This is a genomic window from Xylophilus rhododendri (assembly GCF_009906855.1).
GTDB lineage: Bacteria > Pseudomonadota > Gammaproteobacteria > Burkholderiales > Burkholderiaceae_C > Xylophilus > Xylophilus rhododendri.
Genome location: NZ_CP047650.1, coordinates 3,746,298 through 3,771,526, shown reverse-complemented (window position 1 = coordinate 3,771,526; position 25,229 = coordinate 3,746,298). Strand labels below are relative to the sequence as shown.

Here is a 25,229-nt window from a genome sequence, read left to right as displayed (position 1 = left end):
CGATGTGCAGGTGGATCAGCCACCGGACGGCGTCGTGAACAAGTCTCTTGAGAACTCGCTCGCCGACGGAACCGGTGGGCGAGCGTCGTTGCGGGGGATGAATTCCGAGCCTCACGCCTGATGGCGCTGCAACGCTCCTCGGAAAAGACCGCGATTATAGAGATACCGGCTTCGGTGCCTGCGGCGAGCATTCGTGTTCCACCCTGCAGGCGCAGGGGTGGGCGCAGACCATGGCGGTCCATTCCACTTTGTGCATCGCCATGACCTTTCCCTGGAATTCCTGGCCGCAAGCGCAGTTTCAGCCGCGCGCCTATCTGCCACCCAAAGCTGGGTCGGTGCCGCCCTTCCATCAGCCGCCCCTGCCGGGCCCCATGGGCTACCCGCCGGGCCCGCAGGTTCTTCAGAACCTGGCGAACGTTCCGATGGGGCCGGCCCTGCCCACCGCCTACGGTGCTCCCCCGGTACCGGGCTGCTTCCGGCCGCCGCAGCAGCAGGCACAGCCCTTCGTGCAGGGCTTCGCCGTGCCCTGGTGGGCCGGCGCTGTCCAAGGCCAGCCCGGGCAGATTCCGGCACAAATTCCGGCACAGGCACCGGTCAGCTTCGCCCCTCCGAGCCACGAGCAGGCCAGGCAGCAATTCGAAGCAGCGATTCAAGCGGCGCAGGAGCGTTATGCGGGCGCCGTGAACTTCGAGGAGGTCTTGCACGAGGACGGCAGGCGCATCGGCTACTGCGTGAGCGCGGAATCCGACGAAGCCTCGCTGAAGGACGGCAAACGACCGATCGTGCTGGTCGCGGGAACCGGTCAGATCGATCCGCAGCGCTCCCATGTGCTGTTCAACACCCGGGTGCTCTCGGTGTGCGCCAGGGGCCCCGACGCGGCGGAAGATTTCGTGCGCCAGGCGCGCGAGCTGCCGGCGCACGAATCGCTGAGGCCGGGCCCGCTGGACTACGGCCCCAACCTGCAGCTGTGCTCCAGCGCCATCACGCCCGATCAGGCCGCCTGCGTGCTCGACGCGGACGGGCCCAAGGAGCGCCAGCCGGTGCGCATCTTCCTGCCGGTGCCCGACCTGGCCGTGCATATCTCCGCCCTGCAACGCCGGCTGAAACCCGCGGCGGGCGCCATCGCCTATCTCCGATTCCCCTCCACCAGGTAATAGCAATGTTCAGTCCTTCCATCCCCTTCCCGTCTGCCTACCCCGTCGCCCAGGCGCCTTACGCGCCTGCCGGCATGGCGCCGTTTCCGCCGCAAGCCCAGATGCCGCCGCCCCAGCTGATCGGCTATCCGTTCGCGCCGAATCCTTTGTACGGTCTCGGCCCCTTGCCCATGCAAGGCCCCTTGCCTGGCGTCGGTCTTCCACCCGCGCAAGGGCAGATGTTCGGCCAGCCTCTGGCGCCTGCCAATGTCCATCCGAAACTCCTGCCGCCGGCGGCACAACACGCGCGCCACGAATTGTTCAGGGCCAAAGAGGAATTCCGCAACGGCATCGACAACGCCGTGGAGCTGTACGGCGACCGGGTGCAATTCGAGGAGGTCACGAACCAGCAAGGCAGAATCCTCGGCTACCTGATGGCCCCCATCAGCAACCATGTCCCGCGCGCCTGGGCGGAGCGGCCCACCCTGCTGGTGGCCGCCAGCCGGGGCATGGCGGCACGGCCCGCCATCTGGACGGACGTGCCGGTGAACTTCCACAACGTCCCGGCCACACCCAACGGCCTGCTCGATCTCACGCTCCTGTTGCGCCGCGGCAAGCTGGCCAGGCCGGTGCCGCGCACGGCCCCGGGCCAGGCCGAATGCCTGCCCGACATGCGCATCAGCTCCCAGGCGCTCGGGCCGGAGGACGCGGCCCGGATGCTGGCCAGGCGCGCAAAACTGCTGAGCCCCGGACGGAAGGTGGAAATCTTCGTGGCGGCGCCAGGCTCGAACGCCTCGCTGTCGGATCTGCAGGAGGAACTGGCCTGGCGCAAATACGGCGACGTCGTCTGCGCCGGCTGACAGTCCGCTTCGCCGCAAACGACAGGGGTTCGCACCCCTGTCGGCCAAGGCTTCCCGAAGGGCGGCTGAAGAATTCGGCATCCCGCGCAGGGCTTCGTGTTGGCGTAAACACGAAGCCGGTGCGAAACAGACGATCTGCGGCTTCCACCGTTTCGTCTCTCCGCCATGTCTTCGCACTTTCCCAAACACCTGATTTCCCGCCTGCGCCATCACATCCAGGCGCTGGTGCATCCGCATCGGCATTCCGGGCCGCAGCGGCCCGATCCCGGCGGTGCTTCGCCCTTGCTGCATGGGCACCAGGCCTTGCATGAACTCGGTGGCGAGTCCTGGCGCAACCAGTTCAGCGCATCGCCCACGGCCGGCCACCACCGTGCCGGCTCGTTCCCCAGCCCGCGGCAACGCGCGGCCATGGCCAAAGACAACCGCGCCTTCGATGCCCGCATCCTCGCGGCCGAACACAAGTTCGGCCACGCGGTGAGCTTCGAGCCCGTGGCTCTCGGGGACGGCACGATCGTCGGCTTCACGGTGACCTCCAAGCTGGACGAAGACCGCCAGCGCGCAGGCGTGCGCCCGGTCCTGTTCGCCAGCGCCAACGGCAGCGCCAGCCCCGAAAAGCCGGTGGTGACCACCCGGACGCCCATGCGCTGGCTGCCGGCGGCAGGGCCCTCCGGCATCGTCGGATGCGCCAAGGCCGTGCGCGCGGGCCGGATCGGACTGCCGCCGGCCGGTGGCGAACAACTCGTCGAGAACCTGAGACTCGGCTCGCACGGCCTGTCGATCGAGGCCTGCGCCCGGCTCGCCATGAAAGGCGCCGAGAAAGGCGGACAACCGATGGCCTTCTTCATTTCGGCACCGCATGCCAGCGTGCACCTGTCCACCCTCGAACGCGAGCAGCCCGGCAGGTACGCCGGCGTCGTGCTGGCCCGGACGGCCTGAGACCGCTGCGCGATATACGGGCTTCGCGATAACGCCAGCGCTTGCGCACCCGTCGCGCAGCCGCATGCCGGAAGGGGGAAGCTGGTGATTTCACGATGACTTCACCATGGGTTTCAGCGATCTTTTGCATGCGATGCTCGGACGCCCCGGCCGATCGTTGGCGCTGCCGGCCGCCACGCTGGCGAGCCTGCCGGCCGCGCCTGGCGAGCCGACCTCGTCGGCCAGCCTGAACAGCCTGCCCCGCCGGGCCGACGCCGCCACCCAGACGGATCCCGTCCCACGCAGCAGCACCGGCAGCCAGACCGAGGAATGCCAGGCGGTGCCGACCCCGGCCGAGGCGCAGGCGCATTTCCTGGCGCAGGTCGAGTCGGCGTCGGAGAAATTCGGCACACGCGTCTGTCTCACCGTGGTGCGCGACGCCGACGGCCTGCTCGGCTGCCTGCTTTCCTCGCCCGCCCATCGCACGCAGATGCGGCAGCAGAAAAGAAAACCGGTGCTGCTGATCGCCGGTGGCGAACGCAGCAGCCCCGACCGGCCGAAGTTCGAAAGCCCGCTGCCCTGCCTGCTGGTGCCGGCTGCGGTGTGCGCCGAAGCCGAGTACGACGCCATCGACCTGGCACGCCATATCCGCCGCGAGGAGTTCGACTTCACGCTCTGCACCCGCCACCCGCTGCTGGCCGACCTGCCCAACCGCCTGATCGGCACCAGGGGCCCCAGCGTGGCCTATGCCGCGCGTTTCGTGCATCACGCCGGCACGAGCCTGCATCACCGCCGCGCGGTCGAGGTGTTCGTGGCCGCGCCGGGCGAGGTCGCGCTGTACGCCGTGCTGCGCATGCTGAGCTCGCCGAAAACCGGAAGGCTCGACGGCCGCTATGGCAGCCTGGCCTATGTGGTGGTCGAAACTGCGGATGAGGCCTCCCGATTTCGCAGCCGCGGCTTTTGAAAATGCGGGCTTCGCGAGCATCGGAGTTTTCAGCTTTCCTCCACAGCCATGGGACTCCTGCATTTTCTCGGCCTGCGCCCGCACGGCCCACGCGCTCATCAGCCAGCCCCGACCGCGGCGCCTGCGCGGCCAGCCCCGCCCCAGCATGCGCATGGTGTCGATCTGCCCCGCGCGGCGCGGCACCGCAAAACCGACTTCCGCGCACCCGGCGCCGTCGGCGTCGAGGCGGAGAGAGCCCGCTTCAATGAAGAAATCGATCAGGCCCGGTCGCTCTACCGCAAGCAGGTCCGCATCAAGAAGATCCACGGCCGGGGAGGCGTCATCGGCTGCGTGGTGTGCAGCACCGGCAAACGGCCTTTCAAGCTGCGCGACGACGGCTCCCTGCTGCTGGTTCCGGCCGCCGGCCGCACAAGAGCCCTGGCCGCTCCGGTCAATGCGCTCGATGTGGCGCAGGAACTGCGCCTCGGCGGCCCGGCGCCCGGAAAGATGGAGCTGATCCATACCGGCGGCCCCTTGCTGCCGGATCCCTGGCTCGATGCCGGGGCCATATCGCCGCTGCAGGCCGCCGCCTTCGCGGCGCAGACCGGCCACAGCCCCGCGCACAAAAACTGGGTGGATGTCTTCCTGCCCGCGCCGGGCCGCCCCATGCGGCTGTCGACCATGGAAAACGAACTGGTCCTCGCCTCCCACGACGGCCTGACCCGCTACGACCGCTACGATGAAGTGGTCCTGGTTCAGCCCGACGGCCAGGCCTTGCTGACGAGATGACGCCACCGCCGACATCGCTTCGGCAAACCCTGTGCGCCGCGCGGGCCGGCCGCCACGATGGGCCTTTCAGCTCGCCTTCATCGCCATGGGACCCTTTCAGTTTTTCAGTCTGAAGCCTGCATATCGCCGCCTGCCCGCTCCACCCCCTGCCCCGCGGCTCGAACCGGCCGTTCCGAGCCAGGCACACCAGCCCTTGCACCGGCAATACAGGCAATTCGTCACACAGCTGAGCCACGCAATCATCGATTTCGCCCAGCCCAGCGCCGGCGACATCGAGGCCGCAGCCTTCGTAGAAGAAGCCCAGCGGGTCAAGGTGGTCTATCGCAAGCAGGTGCGCATCCACAAGCTGCTGCACGACGGCCGGATCTTCGGCTACCTCATGCACGCCCGCCGCCCACCTTATGTCTGCGACAAAAACGCGCCGCCGATCCTGGTCGTGCCCACCCAGCCGCCCGGGGCGGTCTTACCGGCTTCGGGCGCGGCGGTGATGGACGTGGCCCGCCGCGCGCGCTGCGGCGCCATCGCGCCGGCGGAGTTGCCGGAACTCGACACCGACAACCCCTTCGAGCCCAGCCGCATGCTCGAAGCCCACGCATTGCGGCCTCTGCAGGTGGCGCGTTTCCTGGCGAAAAGCGGCCACAGCCGCGACCATGTGCACCAGCTGCGTTTCTTCCTGCCTTTGCCGGGTTACTACCAGCCGCTCCCGCTGTCGACGCTGGAGTTCGATCTGCACACCGACGCATGGAGCGCCATCCTGCTGGCGCGCCCCGATGGCACCATCGAACGGCTCATGTGACGCCAGGGCCCGGCGATGCGACAATCGCCGGTTGCGTTTGCCCCGCCCCCACTGCGCGCCGGGCGCCTTGCCGAAAGACCCGCTTGTCCTCGAATTTCCTGGCGGAAACCAGCCGCCGCCGCACCTTCGCCATCATTTCCCACCCTGACGCGGGCAAGACCACGCTGACGGAAAAGCTGCTGCTGTTCTCCGGCGCGATCCAGATCGCCGGCTCGGTCAAGGCGCGCAAGGCCAGCCGCCACGCCACCTCCGACTGGATGGAGATCGAGAAGCAGCGCGGCATCTCGGTGGCCTCCTCGGTGATGCAGATGTCCTACCGCGACCATGTGGTGAACCTGCTCGACACCCCCGGCCACAAGGACTTCTCGGAAGACACCTACCGGGTGCTCACCGCCGTCGACTCGGCCCTGATGGTGATCGACGCGGCCAACGGCGTGGAAGCCCAGACGCGGCGGCTGATCGAGGTCTGCCGCCAGCGCGACACGCCCATCATCACCTTCGTCAACAAGATGGACCGCGAGGTGCGCGAGCCGCTCGACATCCTCGACGAGATCGAACGCGAACTCGGCATGCCCTGCGTGCCCATGACCTGGCCGGTGGGCCAGGGCAAGGCCTTCGGCGGCATCGTCAACCTGCGCACCCAGGCCATGACCGTCTTCGAGTCCGGCTCGGAACGCCGCCCGCAGGATTTCGAGGCCGTGCCCCTGACCGCGCCCGAGGCCCTGCGCGAGCGCTTCGGCGCCGAATGGGACACCGCCATGGAAAGCATGGAGCTGGCCACCGGCGCATCCCCCGCTTGGGACCGCGAGGCCTTCCTGGCCGGCCGGCAGACCCCCGTCTTCTTCGGCTCCGGCGTGAACAACTTCGGCGTGATGGAAGTGCTCGACGCCCTGGTCGACCTGGCCCCCTCGCCGCAGCCACGCAGCAGCACCGTGCTGGTCAACCGCCAGCCGGTCACCCGCGAGGTGCGGCCGGAAGACGAGGACTTCTCCGGCGTGGTCTTCAAGGTCCAGGCCAATATGGACGCCAACCACCGCGACCGCATCGCCTTCGTGCGCATGGCCTCGGGCAAATACACGCCCGGCATGAAACTCAAGGTGCAGCGCACCGCCAAGGAGCTGCGGCCCACCTCGGTCGTCACCTTCATGAGCCAGCGCCGCGAGGCGGTCGATGAGGCCTTCGCCGGCGACATCATCGGCTTCACCACCCACGGCGGCGTGCAGCTGGGCGACACCATCACCGGCGGCGCGGCCCTGCAGTTCACCGGCCTGCCCTTCTTCGCGCCCGAACTCTTCATGACCGTGATCCTGAAGAACCCGCTGCGCACCAAGCAGCTGCAGCAGGGCCTGGCCCAGCTGGGCGAGGAAGGCGCGATCCAGGTCTTCAAGCCCGATGCCGGCGGCGCCATGCTGCTGGGCGCCGTGGGCCAGCTGCAGTTCGAAGTGGTGCAGCACCGCCTGAAGACCGAATACGACGCCGACGTGCGCCTGGAAGGCTGCCAGTACACCGGCGCCCGCTGGATCACCGCCGAGAACCCGGCCGACCTGCGCGCCTTCACCGACGCCTATCCGCTGCGCCTGGCGCACGACGCGGCCGACACCCTGGCCTACCTCTGCACCAGCCCCTACGACGTGCGGCTGGCGCAGGAGCGTTTCCCCAAGATCCATTTCCACCCCCTGCGCGAGCACGCCGGCCTGGCCCTGCAGAACGCAGGCTGAGCGCGCGATGCACAGCGACCGCCTGCGCCCGCTGGCCGCCTGGCCGCTCGAAGCGCGGCGCGGCCTGGTCGGGGTGATGACCGACATCGACGACACCCTCACCACCGAGGGCGCCATCACCCCCGACGCGCTGGCCGCCCTGGCAGCCCTGCGCGAGGCCGGCCTGCACCGCATCGCCATCACCGGCCGGCCGGTCGGCTGGAGCCTGGCCTTCGCCGCCAGCTGGCCGCTGGACGCGCTGGTGGCCGAGAACGGCGCCGTCGCCCTGGTGCCGGTGGCGCGCGCCGACGGCGTCTCGGTCGAACGCCTCTACCGCGACGATGCCGCCACCCGGGCGGCGAACTTCGCGCGGCTGCAGCAGGTGCTGGCGCGCATCGAGCGAGAGATCCCCGGTGCCCTCCGCGCCACCGACTCGCCCGGCCGCGAGACCGACATCGCCATCGACCACAGCGAATTCGCCCACCTCGACGAGGACAGGATCGCCGCCGTCGTCACCCTGATGCGCGCGGAGGGCCTGCACGCCACCGTCAGCAGCATCCACATCAACGGCTGGCTGGGCGGGCACGACAAGCTGGTCGGCGCGCACTGGGTGGTGCGGGAACTGCTCGGCCGCGCGCTGGATGCCGAGATCGGCCGCTGGGCCTATGTCGGCGACTCCACCAACGACCAGCTGATGTTCGGCGCCTTCGCCCACAGCGTGGGCGTGGCCAATGTGGCGCGTTTCCTGCCCCGGCTGACGCAATGGCCGGCCTACCTGGCCGAAGGCAGCCGCGGCGCCGGATTCGCCCAGACCGTCGCTGCCATCCTGGCCGCGCGGGCCGGCTGAACACGCACTCCGAGCACTGCGAACACGAAGCAGACATCGCAATCGCTGCCGGATCTTCGTGTTCGTGCCTTCGGTTGCGCATCCCAGGAGATAGCTTGACGACAAGGCACGGCCCGCAGTGGCGCTGCTTTCGCCGTCAACGCTCTCCCGGGATGCCCATGTTCAGCTCGCACTTCCACCAATTTCTTTCCAACCTCTCCCAATGCCTGGGCCGCAAGGCCCCGCAGCCCCAAGCCGCGCCCGGCCCGCAGCCACCCGGTTTGCCCGCTGCAACCGGCGGCATCGGCAAGACGCTGCAGGAGGCCGTGCCGAAAATCGCGGCGGACGCCGCGTCCTTCAGCCAGCCGGACCCTCAGCAGGCGCCCCTCCCCGCCAGCAGCGCGGCAGACCGACTCCATGACCTCGCCGGAGCCCTGGTGTCGGCGGAACATGCGAGCACAGCCTGCTTGCAGCAACTGTTCGCCAAATCCGATCTCTCCACCCTCCTGGGAATCCTGCCGCCAGCGGCATTGCTGGACGTGCTGACTTTCGCATTCGATCCGGCGTTCGAATGTCCGGAAGGCCGGGCCTTCGATTCGCTCAAGAATTGGATGCTCGAAACCTCGGGCCATGACGGCAGGCTGGTCGGGCAAGTCCTCAAGCAGGCCGTATGGCGGAAGGCATTGCAGCATCTGCCGGTTTCGGATGCCGCGATGGCGCAGCGGGTGGACGCCATTCAAAGCCAACTCGATGCCAGCGGCGATTACCAGGCCTATCTCGCCGCCAATCTGGAAATCGTCCGGGAACTGAGGGAAAAATCCGGCGCTGCAGGCAGCGCCGCCGAACCGCAGGCGCTGTTCTTGAATAACGACATCGAAAAATGGCGCGCCGCCCTGCTCGACGGTTCCATCGATTCACCCGAGAAACTGACCGCGGTGCTGCTCGATGCGGTGGACAGGAACTATGCCGTCCGCCTGGCCCGGCTGTATCCGGGCGCAGCGATGAAAATCGGCAAATACGGACTGGGCGGCGTGAAGCACGGCTACGTCTCGTCTACGGAACTCTCCGAATTCACGCAGGAAAACCTGCAGGCCACCCTGGCCGCCGCACACACGGCAATGCTGGAGATGCTCAACGATCCGGCATTCGCGCCATCCGCCGGTGGACCGGAAATCGGCGGCATTCTTTCCGACGGTTTGCTGCTGCTCCAGAACATCCTCGAAATCCCGCAACGGCACCAGGCCAATGACTACGTACTGCGGGAAATCGCACAAACCCAGCCCTCGACCCCCGAGCACATCGGCGAAATCCTGGAGCAAAGCATGATGCAAAGGCAGGTCACGCTGAAGAAATTCGGGCATACGAGCGTGGAGGAAAGGACCAGCGTCGATTTCTTCTGGACGGCGTTGAAACTGTTGCGGAAACCCGCTTCGAAAATGGCGCTCGGCAAAGCCATCCAGGACCTGATCATCCAGTTCAAACAGGTGCAGGCGCAGGCCATTGGAAAACGACAGCAGTTGCCGCCGGATGGGATCGAGGCACTGCTGGACAACACGGTCAGCCACGTGCGGCATTACTACGACTTCATGGCCCAGGCAGCGGACCCGTTCGCCACGCCAGCAGGCATGGCGCCCTTCAGCGAGACGGACGCACCTTACAGGCAGGCCGTGGAAGATCTCGAAAACGGAACTCGCATCGCAGATCCCAAGGACCCACGTTTCGTGTCGGCCAGCGATTTCCTGCTCCGCAGCCATGCCCTGTTGGAAGTCAACCGGGCGGAGCGCGCCGCCCGCATCGCCGGCACGCCTTTCGACCGCGCGGCATTCATCGACAGCAGCACCAATGCCGACGTGGCGGCCGCGGCGCCCTACCTCCAGGCAAGCTTCTCCCGTTGGCCGGCCTGAGACGCCGCCTCGCCATTCGGTCGGGATGACCGTCTTTCGGTTGGCGGCTGCAGGCCGAAGGCGCCAAAAAATTAGCGTCGGCGGGATCGAAAGTCTTCCTCAGGAGATCCCATGCTGCCGCCTCCCGACGCCTCGGCCATCGCCACATCCCGGCCTCTCGTTTCCCGCCAGCATCCACCGCCATCCAGGGACGATCAGACATCCACGGCCGCAAAGCCGACGATGCCCTTTGACATCCCGGCTCCGGACTGCACCGACGCTTGTTTCTCCTCGCCCGCCGCCAGCGCCGCGACGCGTTTCGCAGACCTGGTGCAGGCCCTGCTCGAAGCCGCCCCGCACGAGACCTCGGACCTGAGCGGCCTCCACGCGGCGCTGGCCGCCGTGACCGGCGACACCGATCCAGCGTCGCGCCCCGACCGCACCGAGGAGACCCGCTACCACCTGGACAAACGCAATCCCGCCGGCAAGTACTACTGGTGCGATCCGGGCATCGGCCCTTTCCGTGTCGCGCCCTTGCTGGATGTGCTGAAAGCCATCGCCCTGGCACGCCGGCGGGGCCCGCTCAGCAACGAGGACCGCGAGCTGCTGGCCAGGCTCGCCGAGATGCTGCCCGAGGCCTTGCGTGTCGAATGCGGCCGGGACAGCAGGCTGGACGCGATCTTCCACCCGCCCGAACCCGTCGCGGTGCCCGCGGTGCTCGACAGCTCCGCGCGCGAACAGCTGCGGGCCGACCTGGCCAGCGGCAGGCTGGCCAGCCCGCAGGCCCTGGCCGATGCGCTGGTGGGCGCGGCGCACCGCTATGTCATCGCCGAACTGACGAAAGCGCATCCGGACAAAGCCGTCCCGATCGGGAACTTTTCGCTGCGCGACATTAATCGACGCCAGATCGTGCCGGTGGCGCAGACGGACGAATTCTTCACGCAGCAGCAGCCCTTCATCGTCGATTCCCTGCACGCCGCCCTGATGAGGATCGCCGACGAACTCGGCCACGCCGGCCCCCAAGCAACCGAGGCGTCGGCCTCCATCGACAGCACGATCTCGACGGGCCTGATCCTGTTCAACCAACTGATGGAACTGCAGGCGGCACCAGGCTGGCGCATGCATGCCGAGACCTTGCGCAAGCTGGCGACTCGCCAGCCTTCCACGGTCGACGAGATGCGCGACATCCTGAGCCGCAGCATGGCGGCGCGGATGCTGAAAGAGGCCAAGTTCGGTTACGCCCGGGGCACCCAGTGGGAAGAGGAGAAGACCCTGCACTTCTTCTGGGGTGCAGAAAGGCTGCTGCTGCGGCCGGAGTCCAGGATGGTCCTGGGCCGGGTGCTGCAGGACCAGCTGATCGCCGCCAAGGAGCAGCACGCCCGCGCCGTGGCGCGCCGGCAGAAGCTGGACCCCGCGCTCACCCAGGCCCTGGTGGACAGTGCCGCCAGCCATGTCGAGCATTACTTCGGTTTCATGTCCAGCGAGGCCCGGCCCTTCGTGCGGCCGCCGGAGCCGGCCGCCCCGCCTGCCGCGGCCCGGCCCGATCCGCTGCAGCGCTACAGGCGCGCCATCGACGAACTGGACGAAGGCACCGACATCGACGACCCGCAGGACCCGCGCTTCGTCTCGGGCGGAGATTTCCTGGCGCGCAGCAATGCGCTGCTCGCGGTCAGCCGGGCCGAGCAGCAAGCCGACGCGGCCGGCGAGCCCTTCGACCACCAGGCTTTCGCCACCGCCAGCATCGATCCCGACGTCATCGCGTCGGCCGGCTACCTGAAAACGCTGTTCGACCGCTGGGCCGCCTGAGCCCGCCCGCCCGCCTCAGGCCAGCGGCATACGCACGGTGAACACCGTGCCGCCGCCCGCCCGGTCCTCGGCGCCGACCTCGCCGCCCTGCTGCACCACCAGCGCATGCACGATGGACAGGCCCAGCCCCACGCCCTCGCTGTTGCCGTGCAGCGATTTCTGGAAACGCCGGAAGGGGTTGTTCCGCATGTCCTGCGGCAGGCCGGGGCCGTCGTCGGCCACCGACAGCAGGGCATCCTCGCCCTCCACGCCCAGCGCCACCTGCAGCCAGCCGCCTTCCGAAGCATGGCGCAAGGCGTTCTCGACCAGATTGGTCAGCACCTGGCGCATGCGGTCGCGGTCCAGGCGCACCCAGACCGGGCCGATGGCCGGCACCCATTCCAGCATCACGCCGCGCTGGGCGATGCGTGGCTCCATGCCGGTGAGTGTGTCCTCGACGAGGCCGCCCAGGTCCAGGCGCTCGTGCTGCAGCGACAGGCGCCCGGCCTCGGCCACCGACAGGGTGTGCAGGTCGTCCACCAGCCGGCCCAGGTGCTCGACCTCGCCGAGCAGGCGGCGGAACTCGGTCTCGTCGCCCTCGATGACACCGTCGCACACCGCATGCAGGCGCGCCCGCAGCACCGCCAGCGGCGTGCGCAGTTCGTGCGAAACGGCGGCGGCGGTGGCGCGGCGTTCGCGCTCCAGGCCTTCGAGCGCATCGATCATGTGGTTGAAGTCGACCACCATGGCGGTGATCTCGCCGCGCGCCCGGCCGGGCTCGGCGCGCACCGAGAAATCGCCCACCGCCACCCGCTGCGCCGCCTCGGCCATCGAGGCCAGCGGCAGGGTGACGATGCGCGACACCCAGAAACCCACGCCCAGCCCCACCGGCAGGCAGATGAACAGGCCGATCACCAGCGACCATTTCTCGCCGAAGAGCAGGTCGCCCTTCCAGTACTGGCCGTAGATCTCGACGGCGCGCGGGCTGTCTTCCAGGTCCTGGTCGTTGAGCGCGTCGAGCTCCACCCGCACCGGCTGCGGCAGGTTGCGGTAGAAGCTGTGGTACTGCAGTTCGGCGAACACCATCACGCTGGCGCCGAGCAGGCCCATGGTGACCAGCACCGTGCCGGCGATCCAGAGCCCGAAGCGGACCCAGATCCGCTCTACTCCCCGGGCCACAGCCGGTAGCCGATGCCGCGCACCGTCTCGATGAGTTCGCCGTTGCCGGCCAGTTGCAGCTTGCGGCGCAGCTTGGAGAGATGCGAGTCGATCACCCGGTCGAGCGCGTCGCTCTCCGGCAGGCAGGTCTCGATCAGGTGGCTGCGCGAGAAGCAGCGCCGCGGCTGCGCGGCCAGGCAGGCGAGCAGGCGGAATTCGGTCAGCGTCAGCGGCAGGGTCTCGGGCCGGCCGTCGCTGTTGAGGGCGCGGGCGATGTGGGCTTCCTGGTCGATCTCCAGCCGGCCCACCTTGAGCACCGACTGCGGCTTGGCCGGCGCCTTGGCCGCGCTGCGGCGCAGCACCGCCTTGACCCGCGCCACCACCTCGGGCGGGCTGTAGGGCTTGACCACGTAGTCGTCGGCGCCCATGCGCAGGGCCAGCAGCTTGTCGACGTCGTCGGCGAGCGCGGTGACCATGATGACGGGCGTGTCGTCCTCGGCGCGCACGTGCTTCAGCACGTCGATGCCGTCCATGCCGGGCAGGTGGATGTCCAGCAGCATCAGCGCCGGTTTCTCCTGCGCGAAGGCGGCGAGGCCCGCCTGGCCGTCGCCGGCGCAGTGGGTGCGGAAGCCCTCGCGGCGGAGGTAGGCGACCAGGATGTCGGCGATCGCCGGTTCGTCTTCGACGACCAGCACCAGCGGTCCGGTGGGGGTGAGCGTTGCGTTCATGCGGCGGGGTGAGCTTATCAACTGTTACTTGAACAACACCTGACTACGCATTCAAGACCCCAGGCCCGGATGCGGGCATTCGCGTGCAAGACAGCCTGCGGCGTCGAACGCGCCTCCACGGTTTCTCCACATTCCCTGCATTGCGGCGCAAGGCGGCGGCGATTCAATGCAGGCATCGGGCCTCGCGCCCCGCCGGTCGCTCCGGCAAACCCCACCCACGCCCCTTCCGTCGCACCGAATGCTTCCAGCGTCGCGTTTTTGCCCTGCCCTGCCCGCCCGTCGCGGCGGCCTGGCCGTGCTCGCCCTGGCGGCTGGCCTGCTGGCGGGCTGCGCCAGCCCGGCGGTGCCGCGGCTGCCCACCGCCGGCCTGCCGGCCGGCTGGGCGCATGCGCCCGCCACGCCGCCGGGCGCCGCGGCGCCGGCGCTGCAGTCCTGGTGGAAGAACCTGGGCGATGCGCGCCTCGATGCCCTGGTCGATGAGGCCCTGGCGCAGAACCTCGATGTGGCCGTGGCCCGCAGCCGCCTGCGCCAGGCGCGGCGGCTGGCCGAGCGCAGCAACGCGCCCTATCTGCCCAGCGTCTCCGGCAATGTGCGCACCCTGCAGGACGTCTCGGCCACCGACTCCTTCCTGCACGCCAGCCTGGACGTGAGCTGGGAGCTGGGCCTGTTCGGCATGCGCGAAAGCGCCCAGCGCCTGGCCCGGGCCGAACTCGACAGCAGCGAGGCCGCGCTGCAGGCCGCGCGTGTCTCGGTGGTTTCCGAAGTCGTGCACCAGTACCTGACGCTGCGCGCCGCCCAGCGCCAGGCCGAGCTGCTCGACCATCTGCTGCGCCTGGACGGCCGCGCCATCGACCTGTCGGCCGCGCGCCTGCGCAGCCGCGTCGCCGAGAACGGCGAGGACGAGGAAGCCGCCGCCCGCCGCTCGCGCACCGCCGCGATGCTGCCCACCGCCCGCCAGGCCGCGGTGCAGGCCTCCCAGGCCCTGTCCGTGCTGCTCGGCCGCGCCGCGCCCGACGCCGCCTGGAGCGAAGCCGCCGCCCTGCCCACCCTGGGCCCGGTCGCCATCGACCAGTTGCCGGCCGACCTGCTGCGCACCCGCCCCGATGTGCGCCAGGCCGAAGCCGCCGTGCTGCAGGCGGCCGGCGAAGCGGGCGTGGCGCAGGCCGAGCTGTATCCGCGCGTCTCCTTCGGCGCCTCCTTCCTGTACGCCTTCAACATCACCCAGAACCGGCGCACCTCCAGCAACCAGGTGCCGGCCGTCGGCCCCTTCATCGACCTGCCGCTGTTCGACTGGGGCCAGCGCCGCGCCCGCGCCGATGCCAAGGACGAAGCCCTGCAGGCCAGCCTGCTGAGCTACCGCCAGACGGTGCTGCAAGGCGTCTCGGAAGCCGAGGTCGCCCTGTCCGCCCTGGAACAGCAGCGCGAGCGCCTGGCCCGGCTGACCGACGCCTCGGCCGCGCAGAAGCGCCGGGCACGTTCGCAGCGCAGCCTGCTGGCCAGCGGCCTGGCCAGCGAATACGAGCAGCTCGCTTTCGACCGCGCCGCGCTGCAGGCCGAGGCCGAGCGCAGCGGCGCCCAGGCGGCCCAGGCCCTGGCCTTCGTCGACCTGTACAAGGCCCTCGGCGGCGCGCCGTTGCCGGCGGCCGAGCAGGTTTCGCAGGACGGCCCGCGATGATCGCCCTGGCCCGCAAGACACTGCTGCACGAATGGCGCCGCTTCCTGCCGGCCGTCTTCGCGCTGGGTTTCTCCGGCGTGCTGCTGACGGTGCAGGCGGCGCTGGTGCTGGGCATTTTCGAAAGCGCGGCTCTGTACGTCAGCGCATCCTCGGCCGACATCTGGGCCGGCTATCCGGGCACGCAGAGCGTGAGTTTCGGCCGGGCCGTCTCGCCCGACGTGGAGATGCGCCTGCGCAGCGATGCGGACGTGGCCGATGTCGAGCCCTATCTCTGGGTCGAAGGCGACTGGCATGCGGCCGGCAGCCACGGTGGCGGCGTCTCGGTCTATGTGTCGGGCATCCGCACCCAGGCCGAGGGCATGCTGTTCTCGGAACTCCTGCCGCGCGGCCTGCGCCAGCGCCTGGACGAGCCCGGCGCGGTGATCGTGGACCGGGCCGACCTGGACCAGCTCGGCGTGGCCATCGGCGGCAGCGGCAACATCGGCAACCAGCCGGTGACGGTGATTGCCGCGCTGCCCGGCCTGCGGGCGCTGGGCGGCGTGAACGTGCTGGCCTCGATCGACACCGCCCGCCGCATCGCCGGCCACGACGCGCCGGCCGGCGCCACCTACTACGTCGCCCGGGTGCGCCCCGGTGCCGATGCCGACGCGGTGCGCCAGCGCCTGCGCCCCGATGCCGCCTTCGGCCCCTTCGAGGCCTGGACCGCCGAGCAGTTCGCCCGCCGCTCGCAGCATTACTGGCTGTTCGGCACCGGCGCCGGCGTGGCGGTGCTGTTCATGGCGGTCATCGTGTGTGTGGTGGGCGCGGTGGTCACCAGCCAGTCGCTGATGGGCGTGGTGGCGGGCTCCTCGCGCGAATACGCGGTGCTGCATGCGCTGGGCGCCAGCATGGCGGCGCTGGGCCGGGTGGTGGTCGAGCAGGCCTGCTGGGTCGGCGGACTGGGCCTGTTGATGGCCGCGCTGATGAGCGCCGCCCTGCTGGCCCTGGCCGGCACCCAGGACGTGCCGGTGGCCATGAGCCTGAAGGTGTCGCTGCTGTGCGGCGCCATCGTGGCGGTGCTGGCCCTGGTGTCGGGGCTGCTGGCCATGCGCGGCCTGCTGCGCGCCGATCCGGCGGAGCTGCTGCGATGAACCCCAGCCACCGTCCGCCGGCGCCGCAGCGCCGCAACATCGCCCCCACGCTGGAAGCGCTGCGGGTGAACAAATCCTTCGTGACCGGCGTGGTGCGCGCCCAGGTGCTGCACGGCCTGAGCGCCGCGGTCTACCCGGGCGAGCTGACGCTGATCTCCGGCCCCTCGGGCTGCGGCAAGAGCACGCTGCTGTCGCTCCTGTCGGGCCTGCAGGCGCCGGACAACGGCCAGGTGCGGGCGTTGGGCGAAGACCTGGCCGGCATGAACAAGCGGGCGCTGGAGCGCTTTCGCCTGCACCACACCGGCTTCGTCTTCCAGGGCTTCAACCTGTTCCCGGCGCTGACCGCGCGCGAGCAGGTGCAGCTGCCGCTGGGTTACCTGGGCATGGACAACAAACGCTCCGCCGCCCGCGCCATGCAGGTGCTGGAAGAGGTCGGCATGGCGCACCGCGCCGAGCTGCGCCCGGCCCAGCTCTCCGGCGGCGAGAAGCAGCGCGTGGCCATCGCCCGCGCCCTGGCGAAAGAGCCGCAGCTGCTGTTCGCCGACGAACCCACCAGCGCGCTGGATGCCGAGAACGGCCAGCGCGTGATCGACATCCTGCACCGCATCGCGCGCTCGCACGGCACCACCGTGCTGTGCGTCAGCCACGACCCGCGCGCGGTGCGCCACGCCGACCGTGTGCTGAGCATGGAAGACGGCGTGATCTGCAACGACTGGCAGCCGGCCGATGGCCTGGGGCGTGCCGCGCAAACCGCGCCCAACTCGCAAGGAGCCAGGCTCTCGTGAACATTTCCCAGACGCCCGTCCGCGGCGCCCTGACTCTCCTGTTGACCCTGCCGTTGCTGCTGGCCGGCTGCAACGAACGCAATGCGGCGATCGCCTCCGCCCAGGCCCAGGCGCAAGCCCCGGCGGCCGGCGCGCGCAGCGTGGCCATCGCCCGCGGCAAGGTCGAGGTGCAGGGCGGCCTGGTCGAACTCTCCGCGCCGGCCGATGGCCTGGTGGAAGCCGTCAACGTCGCCGAGGGCGACACGGTGAAGAAGGGCCAGGTGCTGTTGCGCCTGGCCGCCGATGCCGCCCGCCAGGACAGCGCCGTGGCCGAGGCCGAACTCAAGGCCGCCCAGGCCCGCCAGCAGGCCCAGGCGGTGAAGCTGCCGGCCGCGCGCCAGTACGCCGCCCGCCTGGCCGAAGCCGCTGCCGCCGGCGGCCTGGACCGCCAGCGCGCCGACGATGCCCAGCAGGCCGCCCGCGAACTCGAGGCCGCCGTCGCCGTGGCCACCGCCGAAACCCAGGTCGCCGCCCGCAAGCTGGCGCAGTCGCAGGCCCTGGTCGCCCGCCTGTCGCTGGGCTCGCCGGTCGATGGCAGCGTGGTGCGTGTGGCCGTGCACACCGGCGCCCATCTGGAGACCCAGTCCGGCCGCACGCTGCTGGTGCTGCTGCCGAACCGGCCGCTGCAGGTGCGCGCCGAACTCAACGAAAGCTTCGCCGCGGCGGTGCGCACCGGCATGTCGGCCGACGTGAGCATCGACAGCACGGCCGGCGCCAGCGCCGCGCCGCGCCGTGCCAAGGTGGTCCGCGTGGCCTCGGTGATGGGCGCCACCCGGCTCGACGACGACGGCAGCGCGCCGCGCGCCGGCCAGCGGGTGGTCGACTGTTTTCTCGTTTTCGATCAGGCGCCCGCCGCGGGCGCGCAGGAAGCCGGCGCATGGCGCGTCGGCCAGAACGTCAGGGTGAATTTCCATGAATGACTTGCTTGCTTCCGCTTCGTCCGCCGCTTCCGTGATGCGCCGTTCCATCCCCATCGCGCCCGCCGCCCGCCAGGCCGCGCCCGCCAACGCGCCCTGGACCATCCAGTGCGACTTCGACGGCACCATCAGCGTGGAGGACGTGACCGACTCCCTGCTCAACCGCTTCGGCAAGCCCGGCTGGCAGGAACTGGAAGACGCCTGGGAGCGCGGCGAGATCGGCTCGCGCGAATGCATGAAGGGCCAGGTCGCCCTGCTCGACATGTCGCTGGCCGAGCTGCAGGCCCACCTGGCCACCATCCAGGTCGATCCGCACTTCGCGGCGTTTGCCCGCGCCGCCCGCGCCATGGGCCTGCCGGTGCAGGTGGTGAGCGACGGCATCGACCACTGCATCTCCACCGTGCTCACCCTGCACGGCCTGGGCGATTTGCCGGTGTACGCCAACCGCCTGGTGCAGACCGGCGCGCGCAGCTGGCAGCTGCAGTCGCCCCATGCCAATGCCGCCTGCGTGCGCGCTAGCGGCAACTGCAAGTGCGAACGCGCCGCCACCGCGCAGGACACCGGCGGCCGCGTGCTCTTCGTGGGCGACAGCACCTCGGACTTCTGCGTCTCGGGCAAGGCCGACTTCGTCTTCGCCAAGTACAAGCTGATCGACTACTGCCGCAGCCGGGGCATTCCGCACGCGGAGTACGCCGACTTCGGCGAAGCGCTTGCCCTGCTGCCGGCCACCGTCAGCATGCGGACGGCCGCCAGCATGGCGGCATGAGCGGCGAATGAGCGCCGCCCTCAACATCGCGCGGGACACCGCGGCCAACGACGACGCAGGCTTCGCCGCCAGCGCTTTGGAGGCCGTGTGCGTGACACCGCACGAATTCTTCATGCCCGGCCAGGGCGCGAACGGCCGCACCGGCGTGCTGCTGATCCACGGCCTGACCGGCACCCCCAACGAGATGCGCCTGCTGGCGCGCGGTCTCAACAAGGCCGGCTTCACCGTCTATGCGGTGCAGCTGGCCGGTCATTGCGGCGACATGGACGACCTGCTGGCCACCCGCTGGCAGGACTGGTATGCCAGCGTCGAAGCCGGCGCCGAGCGCCTGTCCGCGCAGGTCGACCGCCTGGTGGTGGCCGGCCTGTCGATGGGCGCGGTGCTCTCCCTGGCCCTGGCCGAGGAACGGCCGGAACTGGTCTGCGGCGTGGCGGCGTTGTCGGCGACCTTCCGCTACGACGGCTGGAGCATGCCCTTCTACACCCGCATGGGCGACGTGCTGCTGCCGATCTTCCGGGCGCTGGGCATAGGCCGGCACCGGGTCTTCATGGAACAGCCGCCCTACGGCATCAAGGACGAAGCCCTGCGCCGCCAGATCGTCGCCCAGATGCATGCCGGCGACAGCGCCGCCGCCGGGCTGCCGGGCAACCCCTGGTGGTCGGTGGTGGAGATGCGCGGGCTGGCGCGGCGGGTGCTGTCGCGCCTGTCCACCGTGCGTGCGCCGGTGCTGGTGGTGCATGCCCGCGAGGACGACATCGCCGACGTGGCCAATGCCCGCCAGATCGTGGACGGCGTGAAGCACGCACCGGTCGAACTGGTGCTGCTGGACGACAGCTACCACATGGTCACCGTGGACCGCGAACGGCGCACCGTGATCCGCGCCACCGTGGCCTTCGTGCAGGGCCTGGCCGAGGCCGCCCGCCCGCAGAAGGACGCGGCGTGACGCCCCTGGTGGCCGTGCTCTGGGTGTTGAACGTGCTGGTGGACAGCGGCGGCCAGCTGGCTTTCAAGGCGGCCGCCGGCGACCCGCTGGCCGGCGACGGCCTGGCGCGCTGGCGCTTCATGGCGGCGCGGCCCTGGCTGTGGATCGGCGTGGCCTGCTATGTGATCGAGTTCCTGGTGTGGCTGGCCTTCCTGTCGCTGGTGCCATTGTCCGAGGGCGTGCTGCTGGGCTCGATCAACATCGTGGCCATCATGATCGCCGGCCGCATCCTGTTCCGCGAGAAGCTCTCGAGGATGCGGGTGGCCGGCATCCTGCTGGTGTCGGTCGGCGTGGCGGTGGTGGGGCTGCCGGGATGAAGAAAAGCTTCTACGTCATCGGCTTCCTGGTGCTGATGGCCTTCGACACCCTGGCCCAGCTCAGCTTCAAGACGGCCGGCATGCATGCCCTGCCGCTGGAAATGAACACCGCCTGGCTGGCGCGGGTGTTCAGCCAGCCCTGGATCTACGGCGCCTTCGTCGGCTACGTGGGGGCCTTCTTCACCTGGATGACTTTGCTCAAGCATGCGCCCATCGGGCCGGCCTTCGCGGCCTCGCACCTGGAGATCGTGTCGGTGCTGGCGCTGTCGGTGTGGCTGTTCGGCGAGACCATCGGCTGGCCGCAGATCGCCGGCGGGCTGCTGATCGTGGCCGGCATCGGCTGCCTGGCGGTCTCCGAGACGGACGAGGACGAGGCCACCGGCGCGGCCGCGCTGGCCCATGAGCGTTAAGCCGCCTTTCGACGTTCCCCCCACCGCCGGCCTGCCGCTGCTGCGGTCGGACCTGCGCTGGGGCGGCGATGCCGGCCTGGAATCCGCCCTGGCGCGCCACCTCGGCGTGCCGCAGGTGCAGCTGGAATGCTCCGGCACCTCGGCGCTGGTGATCGCGCTGACCGCGCTGCAGCGCATGGCGCCCGGCCGCCAGACCGTGATCGTGCCGGGCTACACCTGCCCGCTGGTCGCCCTGGCCGTGGCCCGCTGCGGCCTGCGCCTGGCGCTCTGCGACCTGGCGCCCGGCTCGCTCGACCTGGACCCGGTTGCGCTGGCGGCGCTGTGCGGGCCGGACACACTCGCCATCGTGCCCACCCACCTGGGTGGCCGGGTGGTCGATGCCGCCGCCGCCCGCATCGCCGCGCGTGCGGTGGGCGCCTTCGTCATCGAGGACGCGGCCCAGGCCCTGGGCGCCAAGGTGGGACGCCGCAGCGTGGGCACGGACAGCGACATCGCCTTCTTCAGCCTGGCCGTGGGCAAGGGCCTGACGCTCTTCGAGGGCGGCGTGCTGATCGCCCGCGATCCGGCCCTGCGTGCCCTGCTGCGCGAGGTCTCGGCCGAGCTGGCGCCGCGCCGCGTCGGCTGGGAACTGCGGCGCAGCGCCGAGCTGCTGGCCTATGCCGCGCTGTACCGCCCCGAACGCATGCGCATGGCCTATGGCGCCGGCCTGCGCAAGGCGCTGGCGCGGGGCGACCGGGTGGCCGCGGCCGGCGACGATTTCGATGCCGACATCCCCATGCACACGGTGGGCCGCTGGCGCCGCGCCGTCGGCGTGCGGGCGCTGCCGCGGCTGCCGGCCTTCCTGGCCGAAGGCGCCGAACGCGGACGCCGCCGTGCGGCTCGGCTGGCCACCTTGGCGCCCGGCGTGAAGGTGTTGCGCGACAGCCCGGCCGTCACCGGTGCCGCGGGCACCTGGCCGGTGCTGCTGCTGCTGATGCCCGATGCCGCCGCGCGCGAACGGGCGCTGCAGGCGCTTTGGGGCGCAGGCTGCGGCATCTCGCTGCCCTTCGTCTCGGCCCTGCCGGACTACGAACGTTATGCCGGCGTGGTGCCGCCCGCCGACCCCGGTGCGCTGCCCCACACCCGCGACCTGGCCGCGCGGCTGCTGGCGCTGAGCAACAGCCCCTGGCTGGACGAGGCGCGCTTCGAATCGGTCTGCCGCATCCTCGCGCAGGCAGCCGCAGGCCCGCGGGCCGGCTGAGTCCGGCCGGCCCGCCGGCATTCGGCCGTGGGCCCAGGCATTCGTGGGCGGCGCTGCGCTCGCGCGGCGCCGGCCGCAGCATGGCACCTCCACCCCGCGCGTCCGCGCCCGTCCCATGCACGACCTCCTGCATCCCCACTTCAAGGACATGCTGTGCTGCGTACCCACCGGCCGCGACAGCCCGCTGGTGGTCCATGCCCCGCCGCCCGCCGAGCCCGAACCCGAGCCGGAGCGGGCCCCGCAGGAGCCGCCCCCGCTGAACCACCTCTGCTCCATCGTCCAGGCCCACGCCCTGCGCGGGCGCTCCGCCACCGAGACCGACCTGGCCGACCGCCACTACGACAGCAGCTGGCCGATCGAGCAGACCCTGCACGACCTGCTGCGCTGCGGCGGCAGGCACCTGCACGAGCAGAAGCTCGATGCGCAGGCCATCGCGTCCATCGGCATCGAGCCGCTGAACGCCGCGCAGCACGACTGGTACGAACATCTGCTGGAAGGCCTGTTCATCGGCGGCCTGGACCTGTGCCGGGTGCGCAAGATCGTGCTGGTCGATGCCTACCGCCAGCTGCTGGAGATGCTGGAAGCCAACCGCAGCCTGCCCGCGCCGGCGCGCTCGGACACCGCCTGCGAGGCCGCCTTCGACCGCATCGCCCGGCTCTACCTCGACGGCCTGGTGCGCGGCCATGACTGCCAGCGCATCCTGCTGGAGACCCTGCGCGACCTGCGCCTGCGCCACCGCAGCGTGGAGCTGGCCTGCCCCACCGACCTCACCCTGGTGCAGCTGGCCAATGCCGACAGCGCCCTGCACGCCCTGGCCGGCAGCGCCTGCACCTACTTCTATTACGCGCCGCTGCGCCACTGCTACCTGGCCGAGCGCGGCGCGGGCGCGAGCTTCGAGCCCTCGACCCAGTTCCGGCCCTACGAGGTGATGCATCCGGGCTCCATCGCCGCGGCCTGCCAGGTGATGACACTGATCCTGCGCGGCTGGCATGACAGCCGCCAGCCGGAAGTCAGCACCGAATGGCTGAACCAGATGCGCCAGATGCTGGCCTGCCACATCCACCTGCCGGATGCGCCCGTGCTGTCCTCGGTGCGGATGGAGCAGATGGGCGAACTCCTGGCCCAGTACGAGCGCCGCATGGCCGACTGCGCCGCCGACCAGGAGCTGCAGCGCTGCGGGATCATCGCCACCCTGTGCTGCGAGCTGCACCGCGAGGACTTCTTCGGCGACGGCGGCCTGACCGCCACCGCGCTGCTGCAATGGCTGCTGCTGCGCCGCGGCTTCGCCATGGTCCAGCAGACGCCCGAGGGCCTGCTCTCGCACAAGCCGCCGGCCCTGGCGCGCCACCTCTACCGCCAGATCCAGATGCAGCAGGACATGCTGGCCCACATGCCCTGGAACTTCCTGCGCACACCGGCGCAGTGAAGTGACGGGGCTCAGCCGACCAGCATGCCCCGGCGCTCGATGAAGTCCACCACCTCGGCCAGGCCATCCTTCGTGCGCAGGTTGGTCATCACGAAGGGCCGGTCGGGCCGCATGCGGCGGGTGTCGCTCTCCATCACCGACAGGTCGGCGCCCACGTGCGGCGCCAGGTCGGTCTTGTTGATGATGAACAGGTCGCTCTTGGTGATGCCGGGGCCGCCCTTCCTCGGGATCTTCTCGCCGGCCGCCACGTCGATCACGTAGATCGTCAGGTCGCTCAGCTCGGGGCTGAAGGTGGCGGCCAGGTTGTCGCCGCCGGACTCCACGAACACCACGTCGGCATCGGGGAACTTCTCCAGCATGCGGTCGATGGCCTCGAGGTTGATCGAGCAGTCCTCGCGGATCGCGGTGTGCGGGCAGCCGCCGGTCTCCACGCCCTCGATGCGCTCCATCGGCAGCGCGCCGCTGATGGTGAGCAGGCGCTGGTCTTCCTTGGTGTAGATGTCGTTGGTGATGGCCACCAGGTCCCATTTGTCGCGCATGGACTTGCAGAGCATTTCCAGCAGCGTGGTCTTGCCGGAGCCGACCGGCCCGCCGATGCCGACCCGCAGCGGCGGCAGTTTCTTGGTGCGGTGGGCGATGGTGTGGAGTGCGCTTGTCATGGTGCGGTGCTTCAGCTGCGAAAGAGACGGGAATACTGGTTTTCGTGGCGCGCCGACAGGATGGCCAGCATGGGGCTGAGCGCCTGGCGGCTGTCGTCGTCGAGCGTGGCGGCATGGGCCAGCGCGGCGGGGATCTCCCCGGCCAGCCGGCCCAGCATGCGCTGGCCGGCGCTCTGGCCCAGGGGCACGGCCTTGATCGCCGTCTGCACCATGGTCTCGGCCCAGCCGAAACAGAAGGCGGCGGCGATGTCCTGGGCACTGGCCTGCGTGCGGGCGGCCGCGACGGCGAAGGCCACCGGATAGCTGGGCTGCCAGCCGGCGAGCAGGGCCGCGTCCTCGGGGTGCAGGCCGCGCAGCCAGTCGGCCAGCGAGCGGCCCATCTGCTCGGTCTGCAGGCGCAGCTCGCTGGTCTCGCGGGTCTGGCGCACCCAGGCATCGAGCTGGCGCAGGCGGGGGCCGTCGTCCGCGCGCGCGGCCGTCACGGCCTGCAGCAGCACCGGCAGGTCGCAGCGGGCCAGGCTCAGCTGCAGCTGGCCGGAGATCCAGTCTGCGGCCTTGGCCTCGTCGTTCACGCCGGCCCATTCGACCGCCGCTTCCAGCCCCTCGGAATAGGAGAAGCCGCCCACCGGCAGGGCCGGCGAGGCCAGCCAGATCAGCTGCAGCAGGCCGGGGGTGAAGGCGGTCAAGGGCGCCTGGTGTGGAAGTGCACGACCGCTGGCGCGGCGGCATGGTCGTGGTGATCGTGATGGTCATGGCCGCAGTCGGGGCCGTGGACATGGGCTTCATGACCGTGGTCGTGACCATGGTCGTGGCCGTGCGCCTTGTCATGGCCGTGCGAATGCCCGCCCGCCGCATACGCGCCGCCCTCGGGCTCGAAGCCTTCACGCGCCTCGTTCACGATGAGATGCATGGCCCGCAGCATGTCGGCCAGCACATGGTCCGGCTCGATCTTCAGGTGCGTGGGCGTGAGTTCGATCTGCACATGCCGGTTGCCCAGGTGGTAGGCCGCCCGCACCAGGTCGAAGGGACTGCCGTGGTTGGCGCAGGGCGTGATGCGCAGCACCGATTGCGGCGCCGCGATCACCCGCACCAGCGAGCCGTCTTCGGCCACCAGCACGTCGCCGCCCCGCACCAGCGTGCCGCGCGGCAGGAAGACGCCCAGGCGCCGGCCGGTGGAGTCCTCGGCATCGAAGCGGCTCTTCTGGCGCACGTCCCAGTCGAGTTCGACGGTGGCGGCGCGTTTGAGCAGCACGGGCGCGAGGCCCTTGCCCTGGGGCATGAGTTTGTTGACGGTGAGCATGGGCGATTGCGGTCTGGAAAGATCCGGAGATAATATAACGTTCGTTATAACTTCGACCTTCAGGAGGCCA

The 25,229-nt window shown here is 70.2% G+C and carries 25 protein-coding genes and 1 riboswitch; of the genes, 20 read left to right on the top strand and 5 right to left on the bottom strand.

Translation table 11 applies throughout. The annotated features are described in order from the left end of the window. Nucleotides 1-73: 73 nt before the first annotated feature. Nucleotides 74-146: riboswitch (S-adenosyl-L-homocysteine riboswitch) on the bottom strand. A gap of 189 nt (nt 147-335) precedes the next feature. From GT347_RS17430 to GT347_RS17385, 10 genes are all read left to right on the top strand, one after another. Further along, nucleotides 336-1,154: a hypothetical protein gene (locus GT347_RS17430; RefSeq protein ID WP_160553410.1), complete on the top strand. Its 819-nt coding sequence runs from the start codon at nt 336-338 to the stop codon at nt 1,152-1,154. Nucleotides 1,155-1,159: 5 nt separating this feature from the next. Next, nucleotides 1,160-1,993: a hypothetical protein gene (locus GT347_RS17425; protein ID WP_160553409.1), complete on the top strand. Its 834-nt coding sequence runs from the start codon at nt 1,160-1,162 to the stop codon at nt 1,991-1,993. A 165-nt stretch (nt 1,994-2,158) separates the two neighbouring features. After that, complete coding sequence (locus GT347_RS17420; RefSeq protein WP_160553408.1) at nt 2,159-2,929, top strand: hypothetical protein; 771 nt, start codon at nt 2,159-2,161, stop codon at nt 2,927-2,929. Nucleotides 2,930-3,035: 106 nt separating this feature from the next. Continuing rightward, nucleotides 3,036-3,872: a hypothetical protein gene (locus GT347_RS17415; RefSeq protein WP_229722359.1), complete on the top strand. Its 837-nt coding sequence runs from the start codon at nt 3,036-3,038 to the stop codon at nt 3,870-3,872. A 48-nt stretch (nt 3,873-3,920) separates the two neighbouring features. Further along, nucleotides 3,921-4,640 carry a hypothetical protein gene (locus tag GT347_RS17410; RefSeq protein WP_160553406.1) on the top strand — a complete coding sequence of 240 codons (720 nt, stop codon included), beginning with the start codon at nt 3,921-3,923 and terminating at the stop codon, nt 4,638-4,640. A gap of 193 nt (nt 4,641-4,833) precedes the next feature. Further along, nucleotides 4,834-5,436 carry a hypothetical protein gene (locus tag GT347_RS17405; protein WP_160553405.1) on the top strand — a complete coding sequence of 201 codons (603 nt, stop codon included), beginning with the start codon at nt 4,834-4,836 and terminating at the stop codon, nt 5,434-5,436. A gap of 83 nt (nt 5,437-5,519) precedes the next feature. Continuing rightward, on the top strand, nt 5,520-7,154 hold the full coding sequence (locus tag GT347_RS17400; RefSeq protein WP_160553404.1) for a peptide chain release factor 3: 1,635 nt from the start codon (nt 5,520-5,522) through the stop codon (nt 7,152-7,154). A gap of 7 nt (nt 7,155-7,161) precedes the next feature. Further along, nucleotides 7,162-7,980: an HAD-IIB family hydrolase gene (locus GT347_RS17395; RefSeq protein ID WP_160553403.1), complete on the top strand. Its 819-nt coding sequence runs from the start codon at nt 7,162-7,164 to the stop codon at nt 7,978-7,980. Between the two features lie 158 nt (nt 7,981-8,138). Then, nucleotides 8,139-9,863 carry a hypothetical protein gene (locus GT347_RS17390; RefSeq protein ID WP_160553402.1) on the top strand — a complete coding sequence of 575 codons (1,725 nt, stop codon included), beginning with the start codon at nt 8,139-8,141 and terminating at the stop codon, nt 9,861-9,863. Nucleotides 9,864-10,085: 222 nt separating this feature from the next. Beyond that, a complete protein-coding gene (locus tag GT347_RS17385) occupies nt 10,086-11,648 on the top strand; it encodes a hypothetical protein (RefSeq protein ID WP_160553401.1) in 1,563 nt (520 codons plus the stop codon). A 15-nt stretch (nt 11,649-11,663) separates the two neighbouring features. Here GT347_RS17385 and GT347_RS17380 read toward each other — a convergent pair whose 3' ends face one another. After that, a complete protein-coding gene (locus tag GT347_RS17380; protein ID WP_160553400.1) occupies nt 11,664-12,806 on the bottom strand; it encodes a sensor histidine kinase in 1,143 nt (380 codons plus the stop codon). Further along, the gene (locus GT347_RS17375) at nt 12,791-13,513 is read right to left on the bottom strand and encodes a response regulator transcription factor (RefSeq protein WP_160553399.1); all 723 of its coding nucleotides are present in this window, start codon (nt 13,511-13,513) and stop codon (nt 12,791-12,793) included. The genes GT347_RS17380 and GT347_RS17375 overlap by 16 nt, the downstream gene beginning before the upstream one ends. A 238-nt stretch (nt 13,514-13,751) precedes the next feature. Here GT347_RS17375 and GT347_RS17370 point away from each other — a divergent pair, with 238 nt between their 5' ends. The 10 genes from GT347_RS17370 to GT347_RS17325 all read left to right on the top strand — a co-directional run bounded on the left by GT347_RS17370 (nt 13,752) and on the right by GT347_RS17325 (nt 23,200). After that, complete coding sequence (locus GT347_RS17370; protein WP_160553398.1) at nt 13,752-15,188, top strand: efflux transporter outer membrane subunit; 1,437 nt, start codon at nt 13,752-13,754, stop codon at nt 15,186-15,188. Continuing rightward, on the top strand, nt 15,185-16,318 hold the full coding sequence (locus GT347_RS17365) for an ABC transporter permease (protein ID WP_160553397.1): 1,134 nt from the start codon (nt 15,185-15,187) through the stop codon (nt 16,316-16,318). The genes GT347_RS17370 and GT347_RS17365 overlap by 4 nt, the downstream gene beginning before the upstream one ends. Then, nucleotides 16,315-17,103 (top strand): ABC transporter ATP-binding protein, encoded by a 789-nt coding sequence (locus GT347_RS17360; protein WP_160553396.1) that lies wholly within the window; start codon nt 16,315-16,317, stop codon nt 17,101-17,103. The genes GT347_RS17365 and GT347_RS17360 overlap by 4 nt, the downstream gene beginning before the upstream one ends. Beyond that, a complete protein-coding gene (locus GT347_RS17355) occupies nt 17,100-18,062 on the top strand; it encodes an efflux RND transporter periplasmic adaptor subunit (RefSeq protein ID WP_160553395.1) in 963 nt (320 codons plus the stop codon). The genes GT347_RS17360 and GT347_RS17355 overlap by 4 nt, the downstream gene beginning before the upstream one ends. A gap of 34 nt (nt 18,063-18,096) precedes the next feature. Continuing rightward, nucleotides 18,097-18,825 carry an MtnX-like HAD-IB family phosphatase gene (locus GT347_RS17350; protein ID WP_160555412.1) on the top strand — a complete coding sequence of 243 codons (729 nt, stop codon included), beginning with the start codon at nt 18,097-18,099 and terminating at the stop codon, nt 18,823-18,825. A 7-nt stretch (nt 18,826-18,832) separates the two neighbouring features. Further along, on the top strand, nt 18,833-19,768 hold the full coding sequence (locus tag GT347_RS17345) for an alpha/beta hydrolase (protein WP_160553394.1): 936 nt from the start codon (nt 18,833-18,835) through the stop codon (nt 19,766-19,768). After that, nucleotides 19,765-20,124, top strand: a complete 360-nt coding sequence (locus GT347_RS17340) for an EamA family transporter (protein ID WP_160553393.1) — start codon at nt 19,765-19,767, stop codon at nt 20,122-20,124. The genes GT347_RS17345 and GT347_RS17340 overlap by 4 nt, the downstream gene beginning before the upstream one ends. Beyond that, nucleotides 20,121-20,534 carry a DMT family transporter gene (locus GT347_RS17335; RefSeq protein ID WP_160553392.1) on the top strand — a complete coding sequence of 138 codons (414 nt, stop codon included), beginning with the start codon at nt 20,121-20,123 and terminating at the stop codon, nt 20,532-20,534. Before GT347_RS17340 ends, GT347_RS17335 begins: the two co-directional genes overlap by 4 nt. Further along, nucleotides 20,524-21,774: a DegT/DnrJ/EryC1/StrS family aminotransferase gene (locus GT347_RS17330; protein WP_160553391.1), complete on the top strand. Its 1,251-nt coding sequence runs from the start codon at nt 20,524-20,526 to the stop codon at nt 21,772-21,774. The genes GT347_RS17335 and GT347_RS17330 overlap by 11 nt, the downstream gene beginning before the upstream one ends. 115 nt (nt 21,775-21,889) lie before the next feature. Further along, nucleotides 21,890-23,200, top strand: coding sequence for a hypothetical protein (locus GT347_RS17325; protein WP_160553390.1), 1,311 nt, complete (start codon nt 21,890-21,892; stop codon nt 23,198-23,200). Between the two features lie 11 nt (nt 23,201-23,211). Here GT347_RS17325 and ureG read toward each other — a convergent pair whose 3' ends face one another. The 3 genes from ureG to ureE are packed head-to-tail and all read right to left on the bottom strand — an operon-like array spanning nt 23,212 to nt 25,159. Then, nucleotides 23,212-23,859, bottom strand: coding sequence for an urease accessory protein UreG (gene ureG / locus GT347_RS17320; RefSeq protein WP_160553389.1), 648 nt, complete (start codon nt 23,857-23,859; stop codon nt 23,212-23,214). Nucleotides 23,860-23,870: 11 nt separating this feature from the next. Then, nucleotides 23,871-24,545 carry an urease accessory protein UreF gene (locus GT347_RS17315; RefSeq protein ID WP_160553388.1) on the bottom strand — a complete coding sequence of 225 codons (675 nt, stop codon included), beginning with the start codon at nt 24,543-24,545 and terminating at the stop codon, nt 23,871-23,873. Then, nucleotides 24,542-25,159: an urease accessory protein UreE gene (gene ureE / locus GT347_RS17310; RefSeq protein WP_160553387.1), complete on the bottom strand. Its 618-nt coding sequence runs from the start codon at nt 25,157-25,159 to the stop codon at nt 24,542-24,544. The genes GT347_RS17315 and ureE overlap by 4 nt, the downstream gene beginning before the upstream one ends. Nucleotides 25,160-25,229 lie beyond the last annotated feature (70 nt).

Bases quoted from the DNA above. Each gene is read 5' to 3' on its own strand.
- GT347_RS17395 (WP_160553403.1), top strand. From the start codon at position 7,162: ATGCACAGCGACCGCCTGCGCCCGCTGGCCGCCTGGCCGCTCGAAGCG.
- ureG (WP_160553389.1), bottom strand. From the start codon at position 23,859: ATGACAAGCGCACTCCACACCATCGCCCACCGCACCAAGAAACTGCCG.
- GT347_RS17410 (WP_160553406.1), top strand. From the start codon at position 3,921: ATGGGACTCCTGCATTTTCTCGGCCTGCGCCCGCACGGCCCACGCGCT.
- GT347_RS17415 (WP_229722359.1), top strand. From the start codon at position 3,036: ATGGGTTTCAGCGATCTTTTGCATGCGATGCTCGGACGCCCCGGCCGA.
- GT347_RS17325 (WP_160553390.1), top strand. From the start codon at position 21,890: ATGCACGACCTCCTGCATCCCCACTTCAAGGACATGCTGTGCTGCGTA.
- GT347_RS17345 (WP_160553394.1), top strand. From the start codon at position 18,833: ATGAGCGCCGCCCTCAACATCGCGCGGGACACCGCGGCCAACGACGAC.
- GT347_RS17390 (WP_160553402.1), top strand. From the start codon at position 8,139: ATGTTCAGCTCGCACTTCCACCAATTTCTTTCCAACCTCTCCCAATGC.
- GT347_RS17425 (WP_160553409.1), top strand. From the start codon at position 1,160: ATGTTCAGTCCTTCCATCCCCTTCCCGTCTGCCTACCCCGTCGCCCAG.
- GT347_RS17330 (WP_160553391.1), top strand. From the start codon at position 20,524: ATGAGCGTTAAGCCGCCTTTCGACGTTCCCCCCACCGCCGGCCTGCCG.
- ureE (WP_160553387.1), bottom strand. From the start codon at position 25,159: ATGCTCACCGTCAACAAACTCATGCCCCAGGGCAAGGGCCTCGCGCCC.
- GT347_RS17370 (WP_160553398.1), top strand. From the start codon at position 13,752: ATGCTTCCAGCGTCGCGTTTTTGCCCTGCCCTGCCCGCCCGTCGCGGC.
- GT347_RS17335 (WP_160553392.1), top strand. From the start codon at position 20,121: ATGAAGAAAAGCTTCTACGTCATCGGCTTCCTGGTGCTGATGGCCTTC.
- GT347_RS17350 (WP_160555412.1), top strand. From the start codon at position 18,097: ATGCGCCGTTCCATCCCCATCGCGCCCGCCGCCCGCCAGGCCGCGCCC.
- GT347_RS17360 (WP_160553396.1), top strand. From the start codon at position 16,315: ATGAACCCCAGCCACCGTCCGCCGGCGCCGCAGCGCCGCAACATCGCC.
- GT347_RS17385 (WP_160553401.1), top strand. From the start codon at position 10,086: ATGCCCTTTGACATCCCGGCTCCGGACTGCACCGACGCTTGTTTCTCC.
- GT347_RS17375 (WP_160553399.1), bottom strand. From the start codon at position 13,513: ATGAACGCAACGCTCACCCCCACCGGACCGCTGGTGCTGGTCGTCGAA.
- GT347_RS17420 (WP_160553408.1), top strand. From the start codon at position 2,159: ATGTCTTCGCACTTTCCCAAACACCTGATTTCCCGCCTGCGCCATCAC.
- GT347_RS17365 (WP_160553397.1), top strand. From the start codon at position 15,185: ATGATCGCCCTGGCCCGCAAGACACTGCTGCACGAATGGCGCCGCTTC.